This is a genomic window from Serratia grimesii (assembly GCF_900186025.1).
Lineage (GTDB): Bacteria > Pseudomonadota > Gammaproteobacteria > Enterobacterales > Enterobacteriaceae > Serratia > Serratia grimesii.
In genome coordinates this window covers 331,828-351,277 of sequence record NZ_LT883155.1, presented here as the reverse complement: position 1 = coordinate 351,277, position 19,450 = coordinate 331,828, and the positions used below count along the sequence as shown (strand labels likewise).

Here is a 19,450-nt window from a genome sequence, read left to right as displayed (position 1 = left end):
AGCTTGCTATCTCGAGGTGGCGTATATTACGCTTTCCTCTTTCAGAGTCAACCCCTAAATTTCAGGATTTTTTCTCTTCGAACCCCGGAGACTCTGTGAAGTTGTTCACATGTTCCGTGTCGATGGAGGCGCATTATAGGGAGTTCTCAGAAGGCCGCAATAGGTATTTTCGACAAAAACGATCGTTTGCTGCATTCCACAGCAAAACCCCTCCTTATACCCTGTTGTGCACAAACTTATCCACAGAACACATTTGCACGGAAAATTTACGAGCGCCACGCAAACGTTTTCGCTACAATTCCCCGCGACGAAACGCTCCCCTTTTAATGGGGGCGTTACCTGAATTTGTGCCTGCTTGCCCCTTTATATAGAGAAAAACCTTTCTTTATAGAGAGAAGAAGGTGGAAATTCACGTAACGCTCTTTTTATTGCGACTTCAAAGCCAAGGGATAAAACCATGCAACAACCTCGTCCAATCCGCCGGGCTCTGCTCAGCGTCTCTGACAAAGCCGGAATCGTTGAATTCGCCGAAGCGCTTTCCCAGCGTGGCGTTGAACTGCTCTCCACCGGTGGTACTGCCCGCCTACTGGCAGATGCCGGCCTGCCTGTTACCGAAGTTTCCGACTACACCGGCTTCCCGGAAATGATGGACGGACGAGTAAAGACCCTGCATCCCAAAGTACATGGCGGTATTCTTGGCCGTCGCGGCCAAGACGATGCCATTATGGGCCAGCATGACATCAAGCCGATCGATATGGTGGTCGTAAACCTGTATCCGTTCGCCCAGACAGTAGCTCGCCCGAACTGTTCACTGGAAGATGCTGTTGAGAACATCGACATCGGCGGCCCAACCATGGTGCGCTCCGCTGCCAAGAACCATAAAGACGTTGCCATCGTAGTTAAGAGCAGCGACTACGCCGCTATTATTACCGAGATGGATAACAACGACGGTTCGCTGCAATACGCCACCCGTTTCGATCTGGCGATTAAAGCCTTCGAACATACCGCCGCTTACGACAGCATGATCGCCAACTACTTCGGCGCATTGGTTCCGGCCTACCACGGTGAGACCCAACAGCCTTCCGGGCGCTTCCCTCGCACACTGAACCTCAACTACATTAAAAAGCAGGATATGCGTTACGGTGAAAATAGCCACCAGCAAGCTGCCTTCTATATAGAAGAGAATGTTCAGGAAGCCTCTGTCGCTACCGCGGAACAGTTACAAGGTAAGGCGCTGTCCTACAACAACATCGCCGATACCGATGCCGCACTGGAATGTGTCAAAGAATTCGCCGAACCCGCTTGCGTGATCGTCAAGCACGCCAACCCTTGTGGTGTCGCAATCGGTGAAGATATTCTGGCGGCCTATGAACGCGCCTATCAAACCGATCCTACTTCTGCTTTCGGTGGCATTATTGCCTTTAACCGCGAGCTGGACGCCGCCACCGCGCAAGCCATCATCAGCCGTCAGTTTGTGGAAGTGATTATCGCGCCAAGCATCAGCCAGGAAGCCCGCTCTCTGTTGGCCGCTAAACAGAACGTCCGCGTATTGGCCTGCGGCCAATGGCAGCAACGCGTTGCCGCTCTCGACTTCAAACGTGTCAATGGCGGCCTGCTGGTGCAAGATCGTGATCTGGGTATGGTAAATGAAAGCGATCTGCGTGTGGTGTCCGAACGTCAACCGACCGCACAGGAACTGCGTGATGCGCTGTTCTGCTGGAAAGTCGCCAAATTTGTGAAATCCAACGCTATCGTTTATGCGCGTGACAACATGACGATCGGCATAGGCGCCGGTCAGATGAGTCGTGTTTACTCCGCTAAGATCGCCGGGATCAAAGCTGCTGACGAAGGTCTGGAAGTCAAAGGATCCGCGATGGCATCTGACGCTTTCTTCCCGTTCCGTGATGGGATTGATGCTGCCGCAGCCGTGGGCATCCGCTGCGTAATCCAACCAGGCGGTTCGATCCGTGATGATGAAGTGATTGCCGCCGCCAACGAGCACGGTATCGCGATGATCTTTACCGACATGCGCCACTTCCGCCATTAATCCCTTTTGCCGCGTGCGCCACGGCGCACGCTTAGCGTGGAGCACCTGATGAATATTTTGATTATCGGCAATGGTGGGCGTGAACACGCACTTGCCTGGAAAGCCGCTCAATCACCGTTGGCAGATAAAGTCTATGTTGCGCCGGGCAACGCCGGTACCGCATTGGAAAGCAATTTGGAGAACATCGCGATCTCCGCTACCGATATCCCGGCACTGCTTGCCTTTGCCCAGAGCCATGATATCGGTCTCACCATCGTCGGGCCGGAAGCACCGCTGGTCATTGGTGTGGTTGACGCGTTCCAGGCCGCCGGTCTGAAAATCTTTGGACCGTCCCAGGCCGCAGCCCAGTTAGAAGGCTCTAAAGCCTTTACCAAAGATTTCCTGGCTCGCCATAATATCCCAAGCGCCGACTACCAGAACTTTACCGATGTTGAACCGGCGCTGGCTTATGTACGCAGCAAAGGTGCCCCTATCGTCATCAAGGCCGACGGTCTGGCCGCCGGCAAAGGCGTGATCGTCGCCATGACGTTACAGGAAGCGGAAGACGCAGTGCAGGACATGCTTGCCGGGAACGCATTTGGCGATGCTGGCCACCGTATCGTGGTGGAAGAGTTCCTTGAAGGTGAGGAAGCCAGCTTTATCGTGATGGTCGACGGCGAGAACGTGGTGCCAATGGCCACCAGTCAGGATCACAAACGTGTCGGCGACGGTGATACCGGCCCGAACACCGGTGGCATGGGTGCCTACTCCCCGGCTCCGGTCGTCACCGATGAAATCCACCAGCGCGCCATGGACCAGGTTATTTGGCCAACCGTGCGTGGCATGGCAGCGGAAGGTAATACCTACGTTGGCTTCCTTTATGCAGGTCTGATGATCTCTGCCGACGGTCAGCCGAAGGTGATTGAATTCAACTGCCGCTTTGGCGATCCAGAAACTCAACCGATTATGCTGCGTCTGCGTTCCGATCTGGTTGAACTGTGTCTGGCCGGTGCTGAAGGCAAACTGGATGAGAAAACGTCTGAATGGGACGAACGTCCTGCGTTAGGCGTAGTACTGGCCGCTGGCGGTTATCCGGGTGATTACAACAATGGCGACGTTATTCAAGGTCTGCCGCAACAGGAAAGCGCCGACGGCAAGGTGTTCCATGCGGGTACTCGCATGCAGGGCAATGACGTGGTGACCAGCGGTGGACGTGTACTGTGCGTAACCGCACTCGGTGAAACTGTCGCGCAAGCACAACAACGTGCTTATCAGCTAGCGGAAGGCATTCAGTGGTCGGGAAGTTTCTGCCGTAAGGACATTGGCTATCGCGCGATTTCACGCGGCAAATGATCTGAACGCTGAAAATCGCTTAGGCTCCGCAATGCGGGGCCTTTTTTATAGCTGGTCTTCTTTCGGTTCCCAGCGACAAAAATCGTCGTTAGCCACCAGCAACAACTCGCTTCCTTCCGGCGCTTCCAACCAGGCTATATTCACTGGCTGACTGCTGTTGCTGGCGCGCCGCGCAATCCAGGCTTCGGCACTGTTGTCCAGCCCCGGTTTCAGTGTCTGACCATCGCAAGTTTGTACTACGCCTTGCTGCCAACGCCCCTGTAGCAGCTTCACCTTACCGGCGCGTAGCGCATTGCTCACTTCAAGCACTCGTCGCGCCTGATATTGATACAACGCGATTTCGTCAGCGGTCAGTGGTTCACGCCGTGTGGCCAGTTGGCGCTGCATAAAGCTCACGCTACCGTCATCGGCAAAGCGCAATTGGATAGAGTCACGATCGCCATCAGCGTCGGTACGCTTAATTTGGCGCAGCGTGCCATTTTGATATTCGTAGAGCGTGGTGATGGTGCCCGGGCCACGATAAGGGCTATAGACGCTCATCAACACCACTGGGCGATGCTGATCGTCGTCTTTACGCCACAGGCGGACAACACCCTGATCAGCGACATAACCACTGGCACTAAAGGCAGGAAGATCGGAATGACTGCTGCAGGCGCTCAGGGCACCGGCAATGCCGATGGCCATAAGCGCCTGTCGGATAAACAAAAGGGGCGCGATTGCCCCCCTGTTTAATCTTTTCACGAACACGCAGTATTACTTAACTGCGTCTTTCAGTGCTTTACCAGAAACGAACGCAGGCACGTTAGCAGCTGCGATTTTGATTTCTTTACCAGTCTGCGGGTTACGACCAGTGCGCTCGTTGCGGTGGTTTACCTTGAAAGTACCGAAACCAACCAATTGTACTGCATCACCTTCTTTCAGAGACTCAGTAATAGCAGCCAGGGTAGATTCCAGAGCCAGTTTAGCTTGTGCTTTGGAAAGGTCAGCCTTGTCCGCGATTACATCAATCAGTTGAGTCTTGTTCATAAGTTATCCTTACAGTGTGTTTATCGTTTGCAAAGCATCGAGTGCGACGGATATGCCGATGTACAGCACTCCCTGCATACACGCACCGATAGCCACTTTTTTTACGCCCCCCAAATGTAGACCAGACAGGGTGCGGATGTGAAGCCTTAAGGCATGACAAATCAGGCGTTAAATCACGTTTTCTTGCCTTATTGCGTTAAATTTATCCCGATATTACTTACCGCCGCCTCTCGCAGGTCAGAACGCAACCCTTTGATCAGCTCTAAATCACGCTCTTCACAGTCAGCCAACAGGCGGAAAATTTCCCATTGGATGTCCCATTCTTCCTCTACCGCAGGCAAAACTTTCAGCTCATCGTCGGTCATTTCTTTACCGGCCTGAGTCATTTCCAACATCGCCACAGTGCGAATTGACGTTTCACTGATGGCGATGGCGTGCTCTAGCGTCTCCCCGCTGAGTCGCGAATGGATCAGTTCCCCTAATGCGATACAGGCGTCAATCGCCGGGTAAACGCCGTAAAGATCGTAATCTTCTGCCGAGGGGATCGCCTCTTCCAACTTCTCCAGTTGGCTGTCAAAGTTAACCTTGGCGTCCTTGACCACCAGCGTTTCCCACACCAAATCCAGAATGCGACGGTAAATTGCCGGATCGCCGAACTCGGTTTGCAGGCAGAACATCTGGTAATTCGGGTACATACGCTCGCACAAACTGGCCATAAAGGTCAAATGTTGCCAGCTTTCAAGCTTTTCCAGACGTAAATGAATCGGGTTACGTAGCATTATTCACTCTCTTACGCGTTATCTGCGCCGCAGTGTACCCGAAATCGGTCATTGCGACATCTCTGGATGCTGCTGCAACCAGCGCTGGAAGGCCGGTCGGCGCGAGGCAATGGCATCAGCCCAGCGAGTGGGTTCCGGCAAACGGTAACCCGCCATACAACGTTGTACCCAGGCCAGTGCGCTGTCGGCCCCAACGCGGTGACCAGTGGAGATAAACAGCGGGTTACAGCGTGCTTTACTGCGCCACACCCAACCCAGCTGCTCACCTTTGTCTTCCAGGGGTGACAGCGAACCAGCCTCGACACCCAACGGCGCGAATTTACCGCACAGGCGCTTTTTGGCCACACCAATGGTCGGCACATTGACCAATAGGCCGAAATGGCTGGCCACACCCAAGCGGCGCGGATGCGAGATCCCATGGCCGTCGACAAAAACCAGGTCAGGCTTCTGGTGCAGTTGCTCCCAGGCTGCAAGCAACGCAGGGTATTCACGGAACGATAAAAAACCAGGGATATAGGGCATGGTGGTGGCAACACGGGCCACTTGGTATTCAACCAACTCCAGCGACGGATAGCGCAGGATGGCGATGGCGGCACGGGTCACCGCCCCCTCCAGCTCAAAGCCCACGTCGGCACCGGCGATAAAAGCTGGCGGATCGACCAAAAAATCATCCTGGCGAATGACTTCTGATGCGCGCTGTAGTTGCTCTGCACGCAGGATTTGAGTATCAATCACATCAGATCCTTAGCGATGGTATTTCCCTGATTGCGCGTGGACGGCTTCAACGAATGCACCAGCGTTTTCCGGTGGCACGTCTAAGTGAATACCGTGGCCTAAATTGAACACATGCCCTTCACCGTGGCCAAAGCCCGCCAGAATGGTTTCGACTTCCTGACCAATACGCTCAGGCGATGCATACAGCATGGAAGGATCCATATTGCCCTGCAGCGCCACTTTATCCCCTACGCGACGGCGTGCATCAGCGATGTCTGTCGTCCAGTCGAGGCCGAGCGCGTCACAACCGGTTGCCGCCATGGCTTCCAACCACTGACCACCGCCTTTGGTGAACAGCGTGACCGGTACACGCCGGCCATCATTTTCACGCAGCAGGCCGTCGACAATTTTATGCATGTAGTGCAGCGAGAACTCCCGGTAGTCACGCCCCGTCAGCACGCCGCCCCAGGTATCGAATACCATCACAGACTGCGCACCAGCTTTAATTTGAGCGTTGAGATACAAAATGACACTGTCAGCCAGCTTATCGAGCAGCAAATGTAGCGTGGCTGGCTCGGCGTACATCATTTTTTTCAGCTTGGTAAAGGCCTTGCTGCTACCGCCTTCCACCATATACGTTGCCAATGTCCACGGGCTGCCTGAGAAACCGATCAGCGGTACTTCACCTTTCAACTCACGACGGATAGTGCGCACTGCATTCATCACATAACCCAGTTCCACTTCCGGATCGAACGCTGGCAGCTTATCCACATCGGCACGGCTGGTGATAGGAGAGGAGAAACGTGGGCCTTCACCTGCTTCAAAATACAACCCGAGCCCCATAGCGTCTGGGATGGTGAGGATGTCGGAGAACAGAATGGCAGCATCTAATGGGAAACGACGCAGTGGCTGCAACGTAACCTCACAGGCCAGTTCCGCATTCTTGCACAGCGACATGAAATCACCGGCCTCGGCGCGGGTGGCTTTGTACTCCGGCAAATAACGACCGGCCTGACGCATCATCCATACGGGGGTCACATCCACTGGCTGACGCATCAGCGCGCGCAGGTAACGATCGTTCTTCAACTCATTCATTATGGGCTCCCTTATTCATCTGCCGGTATTGTAGCGATTTATTGCTCACGGCATAAGGCTACGGTGTCCTCTATCAAACGGCGCGCCACGGTGCCAGGCGGTGGCAATAGTGGCAACTGATCATAGCGGTACCAGCCGGCATTCAGCAGCTCTTTGGGATCGTGACGGATCTCACCCCGGTGGTAATCGGCCATAAAGGCCATCATCAGCGAATGCGGGAACGGCCAAGGTTGCGAGGTGACATAACGCAGGTTTTTGATTTCAATGTTACTTTCCTCCATTACCTCACGCGCTGCCGCCTGTTCCAGCGTTTCGCCAACCTCAACAAAACCGGCCAGTACGGTATGAATACCACCGCGATGACGCACATGTTGGGCCAACAAGATCTCATCATCGCGCCGAATGGCGACAATCACGCAAGGTGCTATTTGCGGGTAGTAACGCTCCCGGCAATGGCTGCACAGACAGGCGCTCTCGGTACGGCTGAGATGCATCTCATGACCGCAATAACCACAGTAGCGATGAGAACGATAAAACTCGGCCAGTTGCACACCGCGTCCGGCGAGTTGAAACAACCCGCGATCGACTTCAAGCAGTTGGCGTACCGAGCCCATTTCCTGTGGCATCGCATGGCGGACCAACCAGACCGGCAACCCTTCCCATTCGCCAATAGTACGAGCCATTCTTCCCTGCAAGGAGAATGATGCGGCCAAACCACACGGTAATTCACCGTTCGGTAACCAAAGTTTGCTTTCATGGCTGACGATCCACCAGCCATTTTCATTACCCGTTAATGCAAGTTCCATATCGTTGTTGCACAACCTCAGCTTCACTGGCACTCTACAAATCGGCCTTGTTACATTTTAATAACTTACTGTTACGTTTTATTACTTACGGAGTCAAACATGCTCAACCGTTTGGAAAGCCTGACTCAGCGCGTTGGTGGTAGTAATGAATTAGTTGATCAATGGCTTCAGGCCCGCAAGCAACTGCTGGTCGCTTATTGCACCCTCGTTGGTATCAAACCGAACAAAGAAAAGCATACGCCGCTGAATGAAAAAGCGCTGGAGAACTTCTGCCATAATCTGGTGGATTATCTCTCTGCCGGCCATTTTCATATCTATGACAGAATTATCAAACAAGTGGAAGGCGCATCCAGTCCGAAAATGTCTCTGGCAGTTAATATCTACCCCAAGCTTTGGGCGAATACCGAGCAGATCATGGCATTCCATGATCGCTATACCGAAGTAGATATTGATCAGGATGTGTGTCTGGAATTCCATCAGGCGTTGTCAGATATCGGTGAAACGCTGGCAGCACGTTTTACCCTGGAAGATAAGTTGATCCAACTGGCTGCGGAAGCCTGGCAGCAAGCCCAGCCGGACGCAACGTTGGATCAGGCCCGTTAAAATTTTGTAGTGTTTTTTATTATCCCTCCTATACTGGGGGGCATCTTGTCGGAGTGCCTAGCGCCTGATTTGTTCATCAAATTGGCCAGGCTGAGACCGTTAATTCGGGATCCGCGGAACCTGATCGGGTTAATACCCGCGAAGGGAACAAGAGTAATCTATCGCCACAGGCAGGTGCCCAAATTTGGGACAATCCCGCCCTGCTGGCCAGCATCATTACTCCCTCCGAGCTCCAGACAAGCAACTTTCCCAACCCAACACACTGGTAGGAACTTGCTATGTCTAACGTTAAAAAACCCCGTGCCCGTAAAGAGCAACGCGAAGAAGCCCAACAGTTTATTGATACTCTACAGGGCGTTTCATTTCCCAACTCACGCCGTATTTATTTGCAGGGCTCACGTAGCGATCTGCAGGTACCGATGCGTGAAATTCAGCTCAGCCCGACGCTGATTGGTGGCGACAAAGACAATCCGCAGTACGAACAGAACGAAGCTATTCCGGTGTATGACACCGCAGGCCCTTACGGCGATCCGCAGTCTGAACTCAACGTACACACCGGCCTGGCGAAGCTACGCGCCGGTTGGATCACCGAACGCGGTGATACCGAAGCACTCAAAAACGTGAGTTCAGGTTTCACTCAGCAGCGCTTGGCGGATGAAGGTCTGGATCACCTGCGTTTTGAACACCTCCCGCTGCCCCGTAAGGCGCAACCTGGCAAATGTGTCACCCAGTTGCACTACGCACGTGCCGGTACTGTCACACCCGAAATGGAGTTTATCGCCATCCGCGAAAATATGGGCCGCGAACGTATCCGCGGCGAAGTATTACGCCACCAGCATCCAGGACAAAGCTGGGGCGCCAACCTGCCGGAAAACATCACACCGGAATTCGTCCGCCAGGAAGTGGCCGCAGGTCGCGCCATCATTCCTGCCAATATTAATCACCCTGAATCCGAACCGATGATCATCGGCCGTAACTTCCTGGTGAAAGTGAACGCCAACATCGGCAACTCGGCAGTAACCTCTTCGATCGAGGAAGAAGTCGAGAAACTGGTGTGGTCTACCCGCTGGGGTGCGGACACCGTGATGGATTTATCCACCGGTCGTTATATCCACGAAACTCGCGAATGGATCTTACGTAATAGCCCGGTGCCGATTGGCACGGTGCCCATCTATCAGGCACTGGAAAAGGTGAACGGCGTGGCGGAAAACCTCACCTGGGAAATGTTCCGCGATACGCTGCTGGAACAGGCAGAACAAGGGGTTGACTACTTCACCATTCACGCCGGTGTACTGCTGCGTTACGTGCCGATGACCGCTAAACGCCTGACCGGCATCGTCTCTCGCGGCGGTTCGATCATGGCTAAGTGGTGCCTGTCCCATCATCAGGAAAACTTCTTGTATCAGCACTTCCGCGAAATCTGTGAGATTTGCGCCGCCTATGACGTTTCTCTCTCCCTCGGCGACGGTCTGCGGCCGGGTTCGATTCAGGACGCCAACGACGAGGCGCAGTTCGCCGAACTGCACACCCTGGGTGAGCTGACCAAAATTGCCTGGGAATATGACGTGCAGGTGATGATCGAAGGCCCCGGCCACGTGCCAATGCAGATGATCCGCCGCAACATGACCGAAGAGTTGGAACACTGCCACGAAGCACCGTTTTACACCCTCGGCCCTCTGACCACCGATATTGCCCCAGGCTATGACCATTTCACCTCCGGTATTGGGGCCGCCATGATTGGCTGGTTCGGCTGTGCCATGCTCTGCTACGTGACGCCAAAGGAACACCTCGGCCTGCCGAACAAAGAAGACGTCAAACAGGGACTGATCACCTACAAGATTGCCGCCCACGCTGCTGATCTGGCCAAAGGCCATCCCGGTGCGCAGATCCGCGATAACGCCATGTCAAAAGCACGCTTCGAATTTCGCTGGGAAGATCAGTTCAACCTGGCACTCGATCCAGCTACCGCACGTGCTTATCACGATGAAACCCTACCGCAGGAATCCGGCAAAATCGCCCATTTTTGTTCCATGTGTGGGCCCAAATTCTGCTCGATGAAAATCTCGCAGGAAGTGCGTGACTATGCCGCAGCCCAGGAAGCCGCCAAACCAGTAGAAGTGCAGATAACCGGTATGGAGAAAATGTCGGCCGAGTTCCGCTCACGCGGTAGTGAGCTATACCACAGCGCCAGTAATCTGCAGGAGGAACTTCGCAATGACTGATATCAACACACCTTTCCCCGCCACGCCGCACAAGTTGGGGTTATACCCTGTCGTCGACAGCGTTGAATGGATTGCCCGTCTATTGGAAGCCGGTGTCACCACGATTCAACTGCGGATTAAGGATTTGCCGGATGAGCAGGTCGAAGAGGATATCGCCACAGCCATTGCCCTCGGTAAACGGTATAACGCACGGTTGTTCATCAATGACTACTGGCAGTTGGCGATTAAACACGGTGCCTATGGCGTTCATCTCGGTCAGGAAGATCTGGATACCACCGATCTGGCAGCTATTCACCGCGCCGGATTGCGTTTGGGCGTTTCCACCCACGACGATGCCGAACTGGCCCGCGCCATTGCGGTGAAACCTTCCTATATCGCGCTGGGGCATATTTTTCCGACGCAAACCAAAGATATGCCTTCCGCCCCACAGGGTCTGGTGGAGTTAAAGCGCCATGTCGCCGGGTTGAGTGACTACCCAACGGTAGCGATCGGCGGGATCAGTATCGATCGCGTAGCAGCCGTACTGGATTGTGGCGTTGGCAGCGTGGCCGTCGTCAGCGCAATTACTCAGGCCGCAGACTGGCGTGCCGCCACCGCCCAACTGCTGCAGTTGATCGAAGGCAAGGAGTAGCGCCATGTTGAACGATCAAGAGTTTCTGCGTTACAGCCGCCAATTGCTGCTGGAAGACATTGGCCCAGCCGGCCAGGAGAAACTAAAAGGTTCGACGGCACTGATTGTCGGGTTAGGGGGATTAGGCTCCCCCGCCTCACTCTATTTAGCGGCAGCCGGTGTTGGTACCTTGCTGCTGGCCGATGACGACAGGCTGCACGTCACCAATTTGCAGCGTCAAATCCTCTATCGCAGCCCCGACGTTTCCCAAAGCAAAGCCGCTCTGGCAAAGCACCAGCTACAGGCGCTGAACCCGATGGTCGAATCCATCGCGCTGGAACAGCGTTTGCAGGGGGAGGTGTTACAGCGTGCCGTACAACGCGCTGATTTAATTTTGGATTGTAGCGATAACATGGAAACCCGCCATGCGGTGAATGCCGCCTGCATCAAAGCCGGCAAGCCGCTGATCAGTGGCAGTGCAGTAGGTTTCAGCGGCCAATTGTTGGTGATTGAGCCACCCTATGCCCAGGGTTGCTATGCCTGCTTGTATCCAGAGCAAACGGAACCCCAACGCAACTGCCGAACCGCTGGCGTACTCGGTCCGGTAGTTGGCGTCATTGGGACGCTGCAAGCACTGGAGGCGATCAAAATGCTAGCGGGCATGCCTTCGTCACTCAGCGGAAAACTGCGGTTATTCGACGGTAAACAACAAAGCTGGAGCACCTTGCAACTTAGCCTGGCTAGCACCTGCGCGGTGTGCGGAGGGACAGCATGAAAATCAGGCTAAATGACCAGCCATTGGAATTGGCGCAGCCACTGAGCGTCGACGCTCTACTCGAGCAGTTGGAACGCCACCAGCCAGGTACTGCACTGGCTATCAACCAAACCATCATCCCGCGTGCAGACTGGGTTAACCACTTGGTGCAAGACGGTGATGACATCCTGCTGTTTCAGGCCATCGCTGGAGGCTGACATGTTAAAAATCGCCGATACCACTTTTACTTCACGCCTATTTACCGGGACCGGAAAATTCGCCACCCCTACGCTGATGCTGGACGCCCTGCAAGCCTCCGGTTCCCAGCTAGTGACCATGGCAATGAAGCGTGTTGATCTACGCGGTGGCAATGACGCCATTCTGGCGCCGCTACAGCAACTGGGTGTTCGCCTGCTGCCGAATACCTCCGGCGCAAAAACTGCCGCAGAAGCTGTGTTTGCCGCCCGACTGGCACGTGAAGCCCTTGGCACACATTGGGTGAAACTAGAAATTCACCCCGATGTGAAATACCTGCTGCCGGATCCAATTGAAACCCTGAAAGCAGCGGAAACGTTGGTGAAAGACGGCTTTGTCGTGCTGCCTTACTGCGGCGCTGATCCGGTGTTATGCAAACGTCTCGAAGAAGCAGGTTGTGCGGCAGTAATGCCGCTCGGCGCGCCAATCGGTTCCAACCGTGGTTTGCGCACCCGCGACTTCCTGGAGATCATTATCGAGCAGGCCAAAGTGCCGGTGGTGGTGGATGCCGGTATCGGTGCGCCAAGCCATGCGTTAGAAGCGATGGAGCTGGGTGCCGATGCCGTGCTGGTCAATACCGCTATCGCCGTAGCACACGAGCCAGTGCAGATGGCTCGGGCATTCCGTCTGGCACTGGAAGCAGGTGAACTGGCGCGTCAGGCCGGTTTGGGCGGTAGCCAACACAATGCAATAGCCTCCAGCCCATTGACTGCTTTTCTCAGTCAGACTGGGGAGACGTTGTGATGGCAGATGACTTCAGTCTCCGCTGGCAGCAATTGGATTGGGACGATATAACTTTACGTATCAACAGCAAAACCGTGCGCGACGTGGAGCATGCGTTGAATGTGGACAAGCTGACACGCGAAGATTTTATGGCATTGATCTCCCCCGCTGCTGCGAATTATCTGGAACCGCTCGCGCAGCGTGCGCAGCAGATGACGCGTCAACGTTTTGGCAATGTGGTCAGCTTCTATGTACCGCTGTACCTGTCCAACCTATGCGCCAACGACTGCACCTACTGCGGCTTTTCGATGAGCAATCGCATCAAGCGTAAAACCCTGGATGCTGCCGAGATCGAACGCGAGTGTCTGGCGATTAAGGCGCTGGGTTTCGAGCATTTGCTGTTAGTGACCGGCGAGCACCAAACAAAAGTGGGCATGGATTATTTTCGCCAGCATATTCCAGCGATCCGGCGCCATTTCAGCTCGCTGATGATGGAAGTGCAGCCGCTGGCGCAAGAAGAGTATGCCGACTTGAAAGCACTGGGGTTGGATGGCGTGTTGGTGTATCAGGAAACCTATCATCCCACCACTTATCTGCAGCACCACCTCCGTGGGCAGAAGCAGGACTTTCATTGGCGGCTGGCCACGCCGGATCGCCTGGGGCAGGCCGGGATCGATAAGATCGGTCTCGGTGCACTGATCGGGCTGTCCAATAGTTGGCGTACCGACTGCTATATGCTGGCTGAACACCTGTTCTACCTGCAGCAAACCTACTGGCAAAGTCGCTACTCGATCTCGTTCCCGCGCCTGCGGCCCTGTGCCGGCGGTATCGAACCGGCGTCGATCATGAGTGAACCGCAATTAGTGCAGCTAATCTGTGCCTTCCGGCTGTTCGCCCCCGACGTAGAGCTGTCTTTGTCGACACGTGAGTCACCGTTCTTCCGCGATCATATGATCCCGGTGGCAATCAACAGTGTCAGTGCCGGATCCAAAACCCAGCCTGGCGGATATGCCGACGACGTGCCACCGGAGCTGGAACAGTTTGAACCCCACGATGGCCGTACCCCGCAGCAGGTGGCACAAGCCATCAGTGACGCCGGCTTACAGCCGGTGTGGAAAGACTGGGACGGATATTTGGGGCGAAGCCCGCAATAAGCTGTAACACCTATGACATTGTGGGAAAAGTGATGGAAGCGCTACTCAGAAGCTGTCGACATCGCTGGCAAGGCAAATCAGCCCCGCTATAGTGTCGCTGCTGGCTGCCAAACCCGGTGCCAGCCGGAGCCGTCACCTTCCCGGCGGCTTCGCCTTACCCTTACCCGGATCACGTCGGATTACCCTCCCGCGTGACTCCGGGACCTCTAACATGACTCCCCTCACATATTTTTAGCGCAGGCGAGCGCATTGTCGCTCAGGGCACTTCACAAGCAGTGATTTTGGGACGAGAAGGCGTGGTGGCACCGGATGTAGTGGTCGCCATCGTTCTTTTTAAGATAGAAATAATCAACGCCCGCATAGAGCGGCGCACTAAACAGAGACATCAGAAATAATACTGTCAGTCCTCTGATTTTCATTACTTATCATCTTTACGCTTAACCAGTTCCGCCTGACCAAATTCATCCTTGCCAATGGCAACCCAACCGCGCCGCAGATAAAACACCTCAGCCCTGGAACCTGGATCGGTAGTGAGATGGATTTCTTCAGCTCCATTATCAAACAACCATGCCGTTACAGCGTTCAGTAAGGCGGAGCCTATACCTTTCGACTGATATTCCGGCTTAACAAACAGCCCACCGATCAAAGGTTCTGGAATAAAGAGGCCAAAACCGACGCCGGCGTAATCTTCACCATATTTGCAAATCCAGCCACCGCCCTGATTGATATCATCCAGCGCCTGGGTTCTCTGAAGGTATTGGATCTGGTGAGGATGAAGTGGATTTTCTTCGACAGAAAATCTGATTTCATACAGGTAAGGCAAGTGTTTTGGGACAAGTTTTTCGAAGGTGAGCAGGCTGTCCATATCTGTACAATCCGTGGTTGGCATAGCACACAGGCGATTTTAGCCATTATCTCGGGTTTCTTCATAGTAGCAAAGAATGCCTCTGAGGGAGCCGGCAAAAAAAAACCGCCCCCGAAGGAGCGGTTTATCTGGCAAGGTCACGGAATACCGGAACCTATGGTGCATTCAACGATTAATCGTTGTTGCCGCCACCCAAGCCTGCGTTCAGCAGTTCAGCCAGGTTAGCCGTTGCTTCTTCCGCGCTCACCTGCGGAACAACTGGTGCTTCACCCTGTGCTTTACGACGCATACGGTCCTGGTGATAAGCGTAACCGGTACCGGCTGGAATCAGACGGCCCACGATGACGTTCTCTTTCAGGCCACGCAGTTCATCACGCTTACCGGCAACTGCCGCTTCGGTCAGAACGCGCGTCGTTTCCTGGAACGATGCTGCGGAGATGAAGGACTCGGTCGCCAAGGAAGCCTTGGTGATACCCAGCAGATCACGTGAGAAGGTTGCCTCGATTTTACCTTCAGCAGCAAGCTGACGGTTGGCAATCTTAACGCGAGATACTTCAGCCTGCTCGCCTTCCAGGAACTCGGTGCTACCAGCGCTAACGATGGTGCCTTTACGCAGCATCTGACGCACGATAACTTCAATGTGCTTATCGTTAATCTTAACGCCTTGCAGACGGTAAACTTCCTGCACTTCGTTGGTAATGTAGCGGGTAACCGCATGCACACCACGCAGACGCAGAATGTCGTGTGGAGACTCTGGGCCGTCAGAAACAACGTCACCACGTTCCACAACTTCGCCTTCAAACACGTTGAGCTGACGCCATTTTGGAATCATCTCTTCGTAAGCGTCGCTGCCGTCCAGTGGGGAGATTACCAGGCGACGTTTGCCTTTGGTCTCTTTACCGAACGAGATAATCCCGCTGATTTCAGCCAGGATTGCCGGTTCTTTCGGACGACGTGCTTCGAACAGATCCGCAACGCGTGGCAGACCACCGGTAATATCCTTGGTACCGCCGGATTCCTGAGGAATACGCGCCAGGGTATCACCCGCACCGATCTGAATGCCGTCTTCCAGCTGCACAATCGCTTTACCTGGCAGGAAGTATTGAGCAGGCATATCAGTACCTGGGATCAATACATCGTCGCCTTTGGCATCAACGATTTTCAGTGCCGGACGCAGATCTTTACCGCTACCGGTACGCTCTGCGCTGTCCAGTACGACCAGAGAAGACAAACCGGTCAGTTCGTCGGTCTGGCGTGTAATGGTCTGGCCGTCAACCATATCAGCGAAGCGGATGAAACCACTCACTTCGGTGATAACTGGCATGGTGTGCGGATCCCAGTTAGCAACGGTTTCGCCGCCGTTAACTTCTGCACCGTCACCTTTGCCCATGACAGAGCCGTAAGGCACTTTGTAGCTTTCTTTAGTACGGCCGAATTCGTCGATCAGCTTCAGTTCGGTGTTACGAGAGGTAATCACCAGCTTGCCTGCGGCGTTCATTACGAACTTCACATTGCTCAGCTTCAGCGTACCCTTGTTTTTCACCTGGATGCTGGATTCAGCAGCCGCACGAGATGCCGCACCACCGATGTGGAACGTACGCATCGTCAGCTGTGTACCTGGCTCACCGATTGACTGTGCCGCGATAACGCCGATAGCTTCGCCTTTGTTGATGATGTGACCACGTGCCAGGTCGCGACCATAGCAGTTTGCACACACACCAAAGTCGGTTTCACAGCTAACTACGGAACGGACTTTAACGCTGTCGACAGAGTTCTCTTCCAACAGGTCACACGTCTTCTCGTTCAGCAGGGTGTTGCGTGGTACAAGGATGTCAGCCGTACCCGGCTTGATGACATCTTCTGCAGTCACACGACCCAGAACGCGTTCGCGCAGTGGCTCTTTAACGTCACCACCTTCGATAACCGGAGTCATCATGATGCCGTTGTGAGTACCACAGTCGTCTTCGGTTACAACCAGATCCTGCGCCACGTCAACCAGACGACGAGTCAGATAACCGGAGTTAGCCGTTTTCAATGCGGTATCCGCCAGACCTTTACGAGCACCGTGCGTGGAGATGAAGTACTGGAGTACGTTCAGACCTTCACGGAAGTTCGCAGTGATTGGCGTTTCGATGATGGAACCATCTGGCTTAGCCATCAGGCCACGCATACCGGCCAGCTGACGAATCTGTGCAGCAGAACCACGCGCACCGGAGTCGGCCATCATAAAGATGCTGTTGAAGGAAACTTGTTGTTCCACTTCGCCGTCACGGTTAACCACGTCTTCTACCGACAGGTTTTCCATCATCGCTTTAGCAACACGTTCGTTTGCCGCAGCCCAGATATCGATCACTTTGTTGTAGCGTTCGCCGGCAGTTACCAAACCAGACTGGAACTGCTCCTGGATTTCAGCAACTTCGGTTTCTGCTTCTTCGATGATCTCCGCTTTCTTAGCCGGGATAACCATGTCATCGATACCTACGGAAGCACCTGAACGGGCTGCGTAAGCAAAACCGGTGTACATGATCTGGTCAGCAAAGATAACGGTCGGCTTCAGGCCCAGGATGCGGTAACAGGTGTTCAGCATCTTGGAGATAGCTTTTTTGCCCAAAGGCTGGTTAACGATCGAATACGGCAGACCGCGTGGTACGATCATCCACAGGATGGCGCGACCTACGGTAGTGTCGATGATCGAAGTCTGGTGAACAGACTCGCCTTCGGTGTTCTTGATCTCTTCAGTGATACGCACTTTTACACGCGCATGCAGAGAGGCCAAACCGGCGCGATAAATACGCTCAGCTTCTTTCGGACCGCTCAACACCATGCCTTCGCCTTTGGCGTTAACACAGTCACGGGTCATGTAGTACAGACCCAATACAACGTCCTGAGAAGGAACGATGATTGGCTCGCCGTTCGCAGGTGACAGGATGTTGTTGGTAGACATCATCAACGCACGCGCTTCCAGCTGAGCTTCCAGCGTCAACGGTACGTGAACAGCCATTTGGTCACCATCGAAGTCGGCGTTGTATGCCGCACAAACCAGCGGGTGCAGCTGGATTGCCTTGCCTTCGATCAGAACCGGTTCAAACGCCTGGATACCCAAACGGTGCAGAGTTGGTGCACGGTTCAGCAGTACCGGGTGTTCGCGGATAACTTCGTCCAGGATGTCCCAAACGACAGCTTCTTCGCGCTCAACCATTTTCTTGGCGGCTTTGATGGTGGTGGCCAGGCCACGCAGCTCCAACTTGCCGTAGATGAACGGTTTGAACAGCTCAAGTGCCATTTTCTTAGGCAGACCGCACTGATGCAGACGCAGGTATGGACCTACGGTGATTACAGAACGACCAGAGTAGTCAACACGTTTACCCAACAAGTTCTGACGGAAACGACCCTGCTTACCTTTGATCATGTCGGCCAAAGATTTCAGAGGACGCTTGTTAGAACCAGTGATAGCACGACCGCGACGACCGTTATCCAGCAGGGCATCTACCGCTTCTTGCAGCATACGCTTTTCGTTGCGCACGATGATGTCAGGCGCGGCCAGATCCAGCAGGCGTTTCAGACGGTTGTTACGGTTGATCACGCGGCGATACAGATCGTTCAGATCTGAAGTCGCGAAACGACCACCATCCAACGGAACCAGCGGACGCAGATCCGGCGGCAGTACCGGCAGCACGGTCAGGATCATCCACTCTGGCTTGTTGCCAGACTGTACGAACGCTTCCAGCAGCTTGATACGCTTGGTCAGCTTCTTACGCTTGGTTTCGGAGTTGGTTTCGTTCAGCTCTTCACGCAGCTGCTCGCACTCAGCTTCCAGATCCATGTTTTTCAACAGGGCCTGAATAGCTTCCGCACCCATCTTGGCGTCGAATTCGTCACCGAACTCTTCCAGCGCATCCAGATACTGCTCTTCAGTCAGGATCTGACGACGCTCGAGGTTGGTCATACCGCCTTCAACAACCACATAGGATTCGAAGTACAGTACACGTTCGATGTCACGCAGCGGCATATCCAGCAGCAAACCGATGCGAGATGGCAGCGATTTCAGGAACCAGATGTGCGCAGTTGGTGAAGCCAGTTCGATGTGGCCCATGCGCTCACGACGCACTTTGGTCTGGGTCACTTCAACGCCGCACTTCTCACAAATCACGCCGCGGTGTTTTAAGCGCTTGTACTTACCGCACAGGCACTCGTAGTCTTTTACCGGCCCAAAGATACGGGCACAGAAAAGGCCGTCACGTTCTGGTTTGAACGTACGGTAGTTAATGGTTTCCGGCTTCTTAACTTCACCGAACGACCACGAACGGATCATATCTGGCGATGCCAGAGCAATCTTGATCGCATCAAACTCTTCGGTCTTAGTTTGCGCTTTCAGAAACTTCAATAAGTCTTTCACGGATTGGCTCCTGTCGGAGTTAAACCTGTTGGGCGCACGCTGACAAATCGCGCGCCCGTGTGACCTGAA

17 protein-coding genes and 1 riboswitch are annotated in these 19,450 nt (G+C 54.2%); of the genes, 9 read left to right on the top strand and 8 right to left on the bottom strand.

Annotated features, from left to right (window positions below):
• Nucleotides 1-457 precede the first annotated feature (457 nt).
• Both purH and purD read left to right on the top strand, forming a co-directional pair.
• Nucleotides 458-2,047: a bifunctional phosphoribosylaminoimidazolecarboxamide formyltransferase/IMP cyclohydrolase gene (gene purH / locus SGBXF1_RS01575; RefSeq protein WP_130383145.1), complete on the top strand. Its 1,590-nt coding sequence runs from the start codon at nt 458-460 to the stop codon at nt 2,045-2,047.
• A gap of 48 nt (nt 2,048-2,095) precedes the next feature.
• Nucleotides 2,096-3,379, top strand: a complete 1,284-nt coding sequence (purD, locus tag SGBXF1_RS01570; protein WP_186427724.1) for a phosphoribosylamine--glycine ligase — start codon at nt 2,096-2,098, stop codon at nt 3,377-3,379.
• 45 nt (nt 3,380-3,424) lie between these two features.
• On the opposite strand, the gene SGBXF1_RS01565 is transcribed toward purD, so the two are convergent.
• The 6 genes from SGBXF1_RS01565 to nudC form a co-directional block, all read right to left on the bottom strand.
• On the bottom strand, nt 3,425-4,063 hold the full coding sequence (locus SGBXF1_RS01565) for a DUF1481 domain-containing protein (protein WP_238320999.1): 639 nt from the start codon (nt 4,061-4,063) through the stop codon (nt 3,425-3,427).
• 69 nt (nt 4,064-4,132) lie between these two features.
• Nucleotides 4,133-4,405: a nucleoid-associated protein HU-alpha gene (gene hupA, locus SGBXF1_RS01560; RefSeq protein WP_012004757.1), complete on the bottom strand. Its 273-nt coding sequence runs from the start codon at nt 4,403-4,405 to the stop codon at nt 4,133-4,135.
• A gap of 188 nt (nt 4,406-4,593) precedes the next feature.
• Nucleotides 4,594-5,184, bottom strand: coding sequence for a YjaG family protein (locus tag SGBXF1_RS01555; RefSeq protein ID WP_004953973.1), 591 nt, complete (start codon nt 5,182-5,184; stop codon nt 4,594-4,596).
• Between the two features lie 48 nt (nt 5,185-5,232).
• Entirely contained in the window at nt 5,233-5,919 is a 687-nt protein-coding gene (gene nfi, locus SGBXF1_RS01550; RefSeq protein WP_186427723.1) for a deoxyribonuclease V, read from the bottom strand.
• 9 nt (nt 5,920-5,928) lie between these two features.
• Entirely contained in the window at nt 5,929-6,993 is a 1,065-nt protein-coding gene (gene hemE / locus SGBXF1_RS01545; RefSeq protein ID WP_037425786.1) for a uroporphyrinogen decarboxylase, read from the bottom strand.
• 38 nt (nt 6,994-7,031) lie between these two features.
• On the bottom strand, nt 7,032-7,799 hold the full coding sequence (gene nudC / locus SGBXF1_RS01540) for an NAD(+) diphosphatase (RefSeq protein ID WP_061808688.1): 768 nt from the start codon (nt 7,797-7,799) through the stop codon (nt 7,032-7,034).
• Between the two features lie 99 nt (nt 7,800-7,898).
• On the opposite strand from nudC, the gene SGBXF1_RS01535 reads away from it, so the two are divergent.
• The 7 genes from SGBXF1_RS01535 (at nt 7,899) to thiH (ending at nt 14,120) form a co-directional block, all read left to right on the top strand.
• Nucleotides 7,899-8,402: an Rsd/AlgQ family anti-sigma factor gene (locus SGBXF1_RS01535; protein ID WP_037425780.1), complete on the top strand. Its 504-nt coding sequence runs from the start codon at nt 7,899-7,901 to the stop codon at nt 8,400-8,402.
• A 39-nt stretch (nt 8,403-8,441) separates the two neighbouring features.
• Nucleotides 8,442-8,566: riboswitch (TPP riboswitch) on the top strand.
• Between the two features lie 114 nt (nt 8,567-8,680).
• Nucleotides 8,681-10,624, top strand: a complete 1,944-nt coding sequence (gene thiC, locus SGBXF1_RS01530) for a phosphomethylpyrimidine synthase ThiC (RefSeq protein WP_238320998.1) — start codon at nt 8,681-8,683, stop codon at nt 10,622-10,624.
• Nucleotides 10,617-11,255, top strand: a complete 639-nt coding sequence (gene thiE, locus SGBXF1_RS01525; protein WP_037425777.1) for a thiamine phosphate synthase — start codon at nt 10,617-10,619, stop codon at nt 11,253-11,255. The genes thiC and thiE overlap by 8 nt, the downstream gene beginning before the upstream one ends.
• A gap of 4 nt (nt 11,256-11,259) precedes the next feature.
• Complete coding sequence (locus SGBXF1_RS01520) at nt 11,260-12,009, top strand: HesA/MoeB/ThiF family protein (RefSeq protein WP_186427722.1); 750 nt, start codon at nt 11,260-11,262, stop codon at nt 12,007-12,009.
• Nucleotides 12,006-12,206 carry a sulfur carrier protein ThiS gene (gene thiS, locus SGBXF1_RS01515; protein WP_037425771.1) on the top strand — a complete coding sequence of 67 codons (201 nt, stop codon included), beginning with the start codon at nt 12,006-12,008 and terminating at the stop codon, nt 12,204-12,206. Before SGBXF1_RS01520 ends, thiS begins: the two co-directional genes overlap by 4 nt.
• Nucleotide 12,207: 1 nt before the next feature.
• Entirely contained in the window at nt 12,208-12,987 is a 780-nt protein-coding gene (locus tag SGBXF1_RS01510) for a thiazole synthase (protein ID WP_186427721.1), read from the top strand.
• A complete protein-coding gene (gene thiH, locus SGBXF1_RS01505; RefSeq protein ID WP_186427720.1) occupies nt 12,987-14,120 on the top strand; it encodes a 2-iminoacetate synthase ThiH in 1,134 nt (377 codons plus the stop codon). Before SGBXF1_RS01510 ends, thiH begins: the two co-directional genes overlap by 1 nt.
• Before the next feature lie 418 nt (nt 14,121-14,538).
• Here the strand turns inward: thiH and SGBXF1_RS01500 are convergent, their stop codons facing one another.
• Both SGBXF1_RS01500 and rpoC read right to left on the bottom strand, forming a co-directional pair.
• Nucleotides 14,539-14,985, bottom strand: a complete 447-nt coding sequence (locus SGBXF1_RS01500) for a GNAT family N-acetyltransferase (RefSeq protein ID WP_186427719.1) — start codon at nt 14,983-14,985, stop codon at nt 14,539-14,541.
• Between the two features lie 172 nt (nt 14,986-15,157).
• Entirely contained in the window at nt 15,158-19,381 is a 4,224-nt protein-coding gene (gene rpoC / locus SGBXF1_RS01495) for a DNA-directed RNA polymerase subunit beta' (RefSeq protein ID WP_061808681.1), read from the bottom strand.
• Nucleotides 19,382-19,450 lie beyond the last annotated feature (69 nt).

What these genes read in the sequence shown, in the direction of transcription:
- purH (WP_130383145.1), top strand. Translation starts at nt 458, where the DNA reads ATGCAACAACCTCGTCCAATCCGCCGGGCTCTGCTCAGCGTCTCTGAC.
- purD (WP_186427724.1), top strand. Translation starts at nt 2,096, where the DNA reads ATGAATATTTTGATTATCGGCAATGGTGGGCGTGAACACGCACTTGCC.
- SGBXF1_RS01565 (WP_238320999.1), bottom strand. Translation starts at nt 4,063, where the DNA reads ATGGCCATCGGCATTGCCGGTGCCCTGAGCGCCTGCAGCAGTCATTCC.
- hupA (WP_012004757.1), bottom strand. Translation starts at nt 4,405, where the DNA reads ATGAACAAGACTCAACTGATTGATGTAATCGCGGACAAGGCTGACCTT.
- SGBXF1_RS01555 (WP_004953973.1), bottom strand. Translation starts at nt 5,184, where the DNA reads ATGCTACGTAACCCGATTCATTTACGTCTGGAAAAGCTTGAAAGCTGG.
- hemE (WP_037425786.1), bottom strand. Translation starts at nt 6,993, where the DNA reads ATGAATGAGTTGAAGAACGATCGTTACCTGCGCGCGCTGATGCGTCAG.
- nudC (WP_061808688.1), bottom strand. Translation starts at nt 7,799, where the DNA reads ATGGAACTTGCATTAACGGGTAATGAAAATGGCTGGTGGATCGTCAGC.
- SGBXF1_RS01535 (WP_037425780.1), top strand. Translation starts at nt 7,899, where the DNA reads ATGCTCAACCGTTTGGAAAGCCTGACTCAGCGCGTTGGTGGTAGTAAT.
- thiC (WP_238320998.1), top strand. Translation starts at nt 8,681, where the DNA reads ATGTCTAACGTTAAAAAACCCCGTGCCCGTAAAGAGCAACGCGAAGAA.
- thiE (WP_037425777.1), top strand. Translation starts at nt 10,617, where the DNA reads ATGACTGATATCAACACACCTTTCCCCGCCACGCCGCACAAGTTGGGG.
- SGBXF1_RS01520 (WP_186427722.1), top strand. Translation starts at nt 11,260, where the DNA reads ATGTTGAACGATCAAGAGTTTCTGCGTTACAGCCGCCAATTGCTGCTG.
- thiS (WP_037425771.1), top strand. Translation starts at nt 12,006, where the DNA reads ATGAAAATCAGGCTAAATGACCAGCCATTGGAATTGGCGCAGCCACTG.
- SGBXF1_RS01510 (WP_186427721.1), top strand. Translation starts at nt 12,208, where the DNA reads ATGTTAAAAATCGCCGATACCACTTTTACTTCACGCCTATTTACCGGG.
- thiH (WP_186427720.1), top strand. Translation starts at nt 12,987, where the DNA reads ATGGCAGATGACTTCAGTCTCCGCTGGCAGCAATTGGATTGGGACGAT.
- SGBXF1_RS01500 (WP_186427719.1), bottom strand. Translation starts at nt 14,985, where the DNA reads ATGGACAGCCTGCTCACCTTCGAAAAACTTGTCCCAAAACACTTGCCT.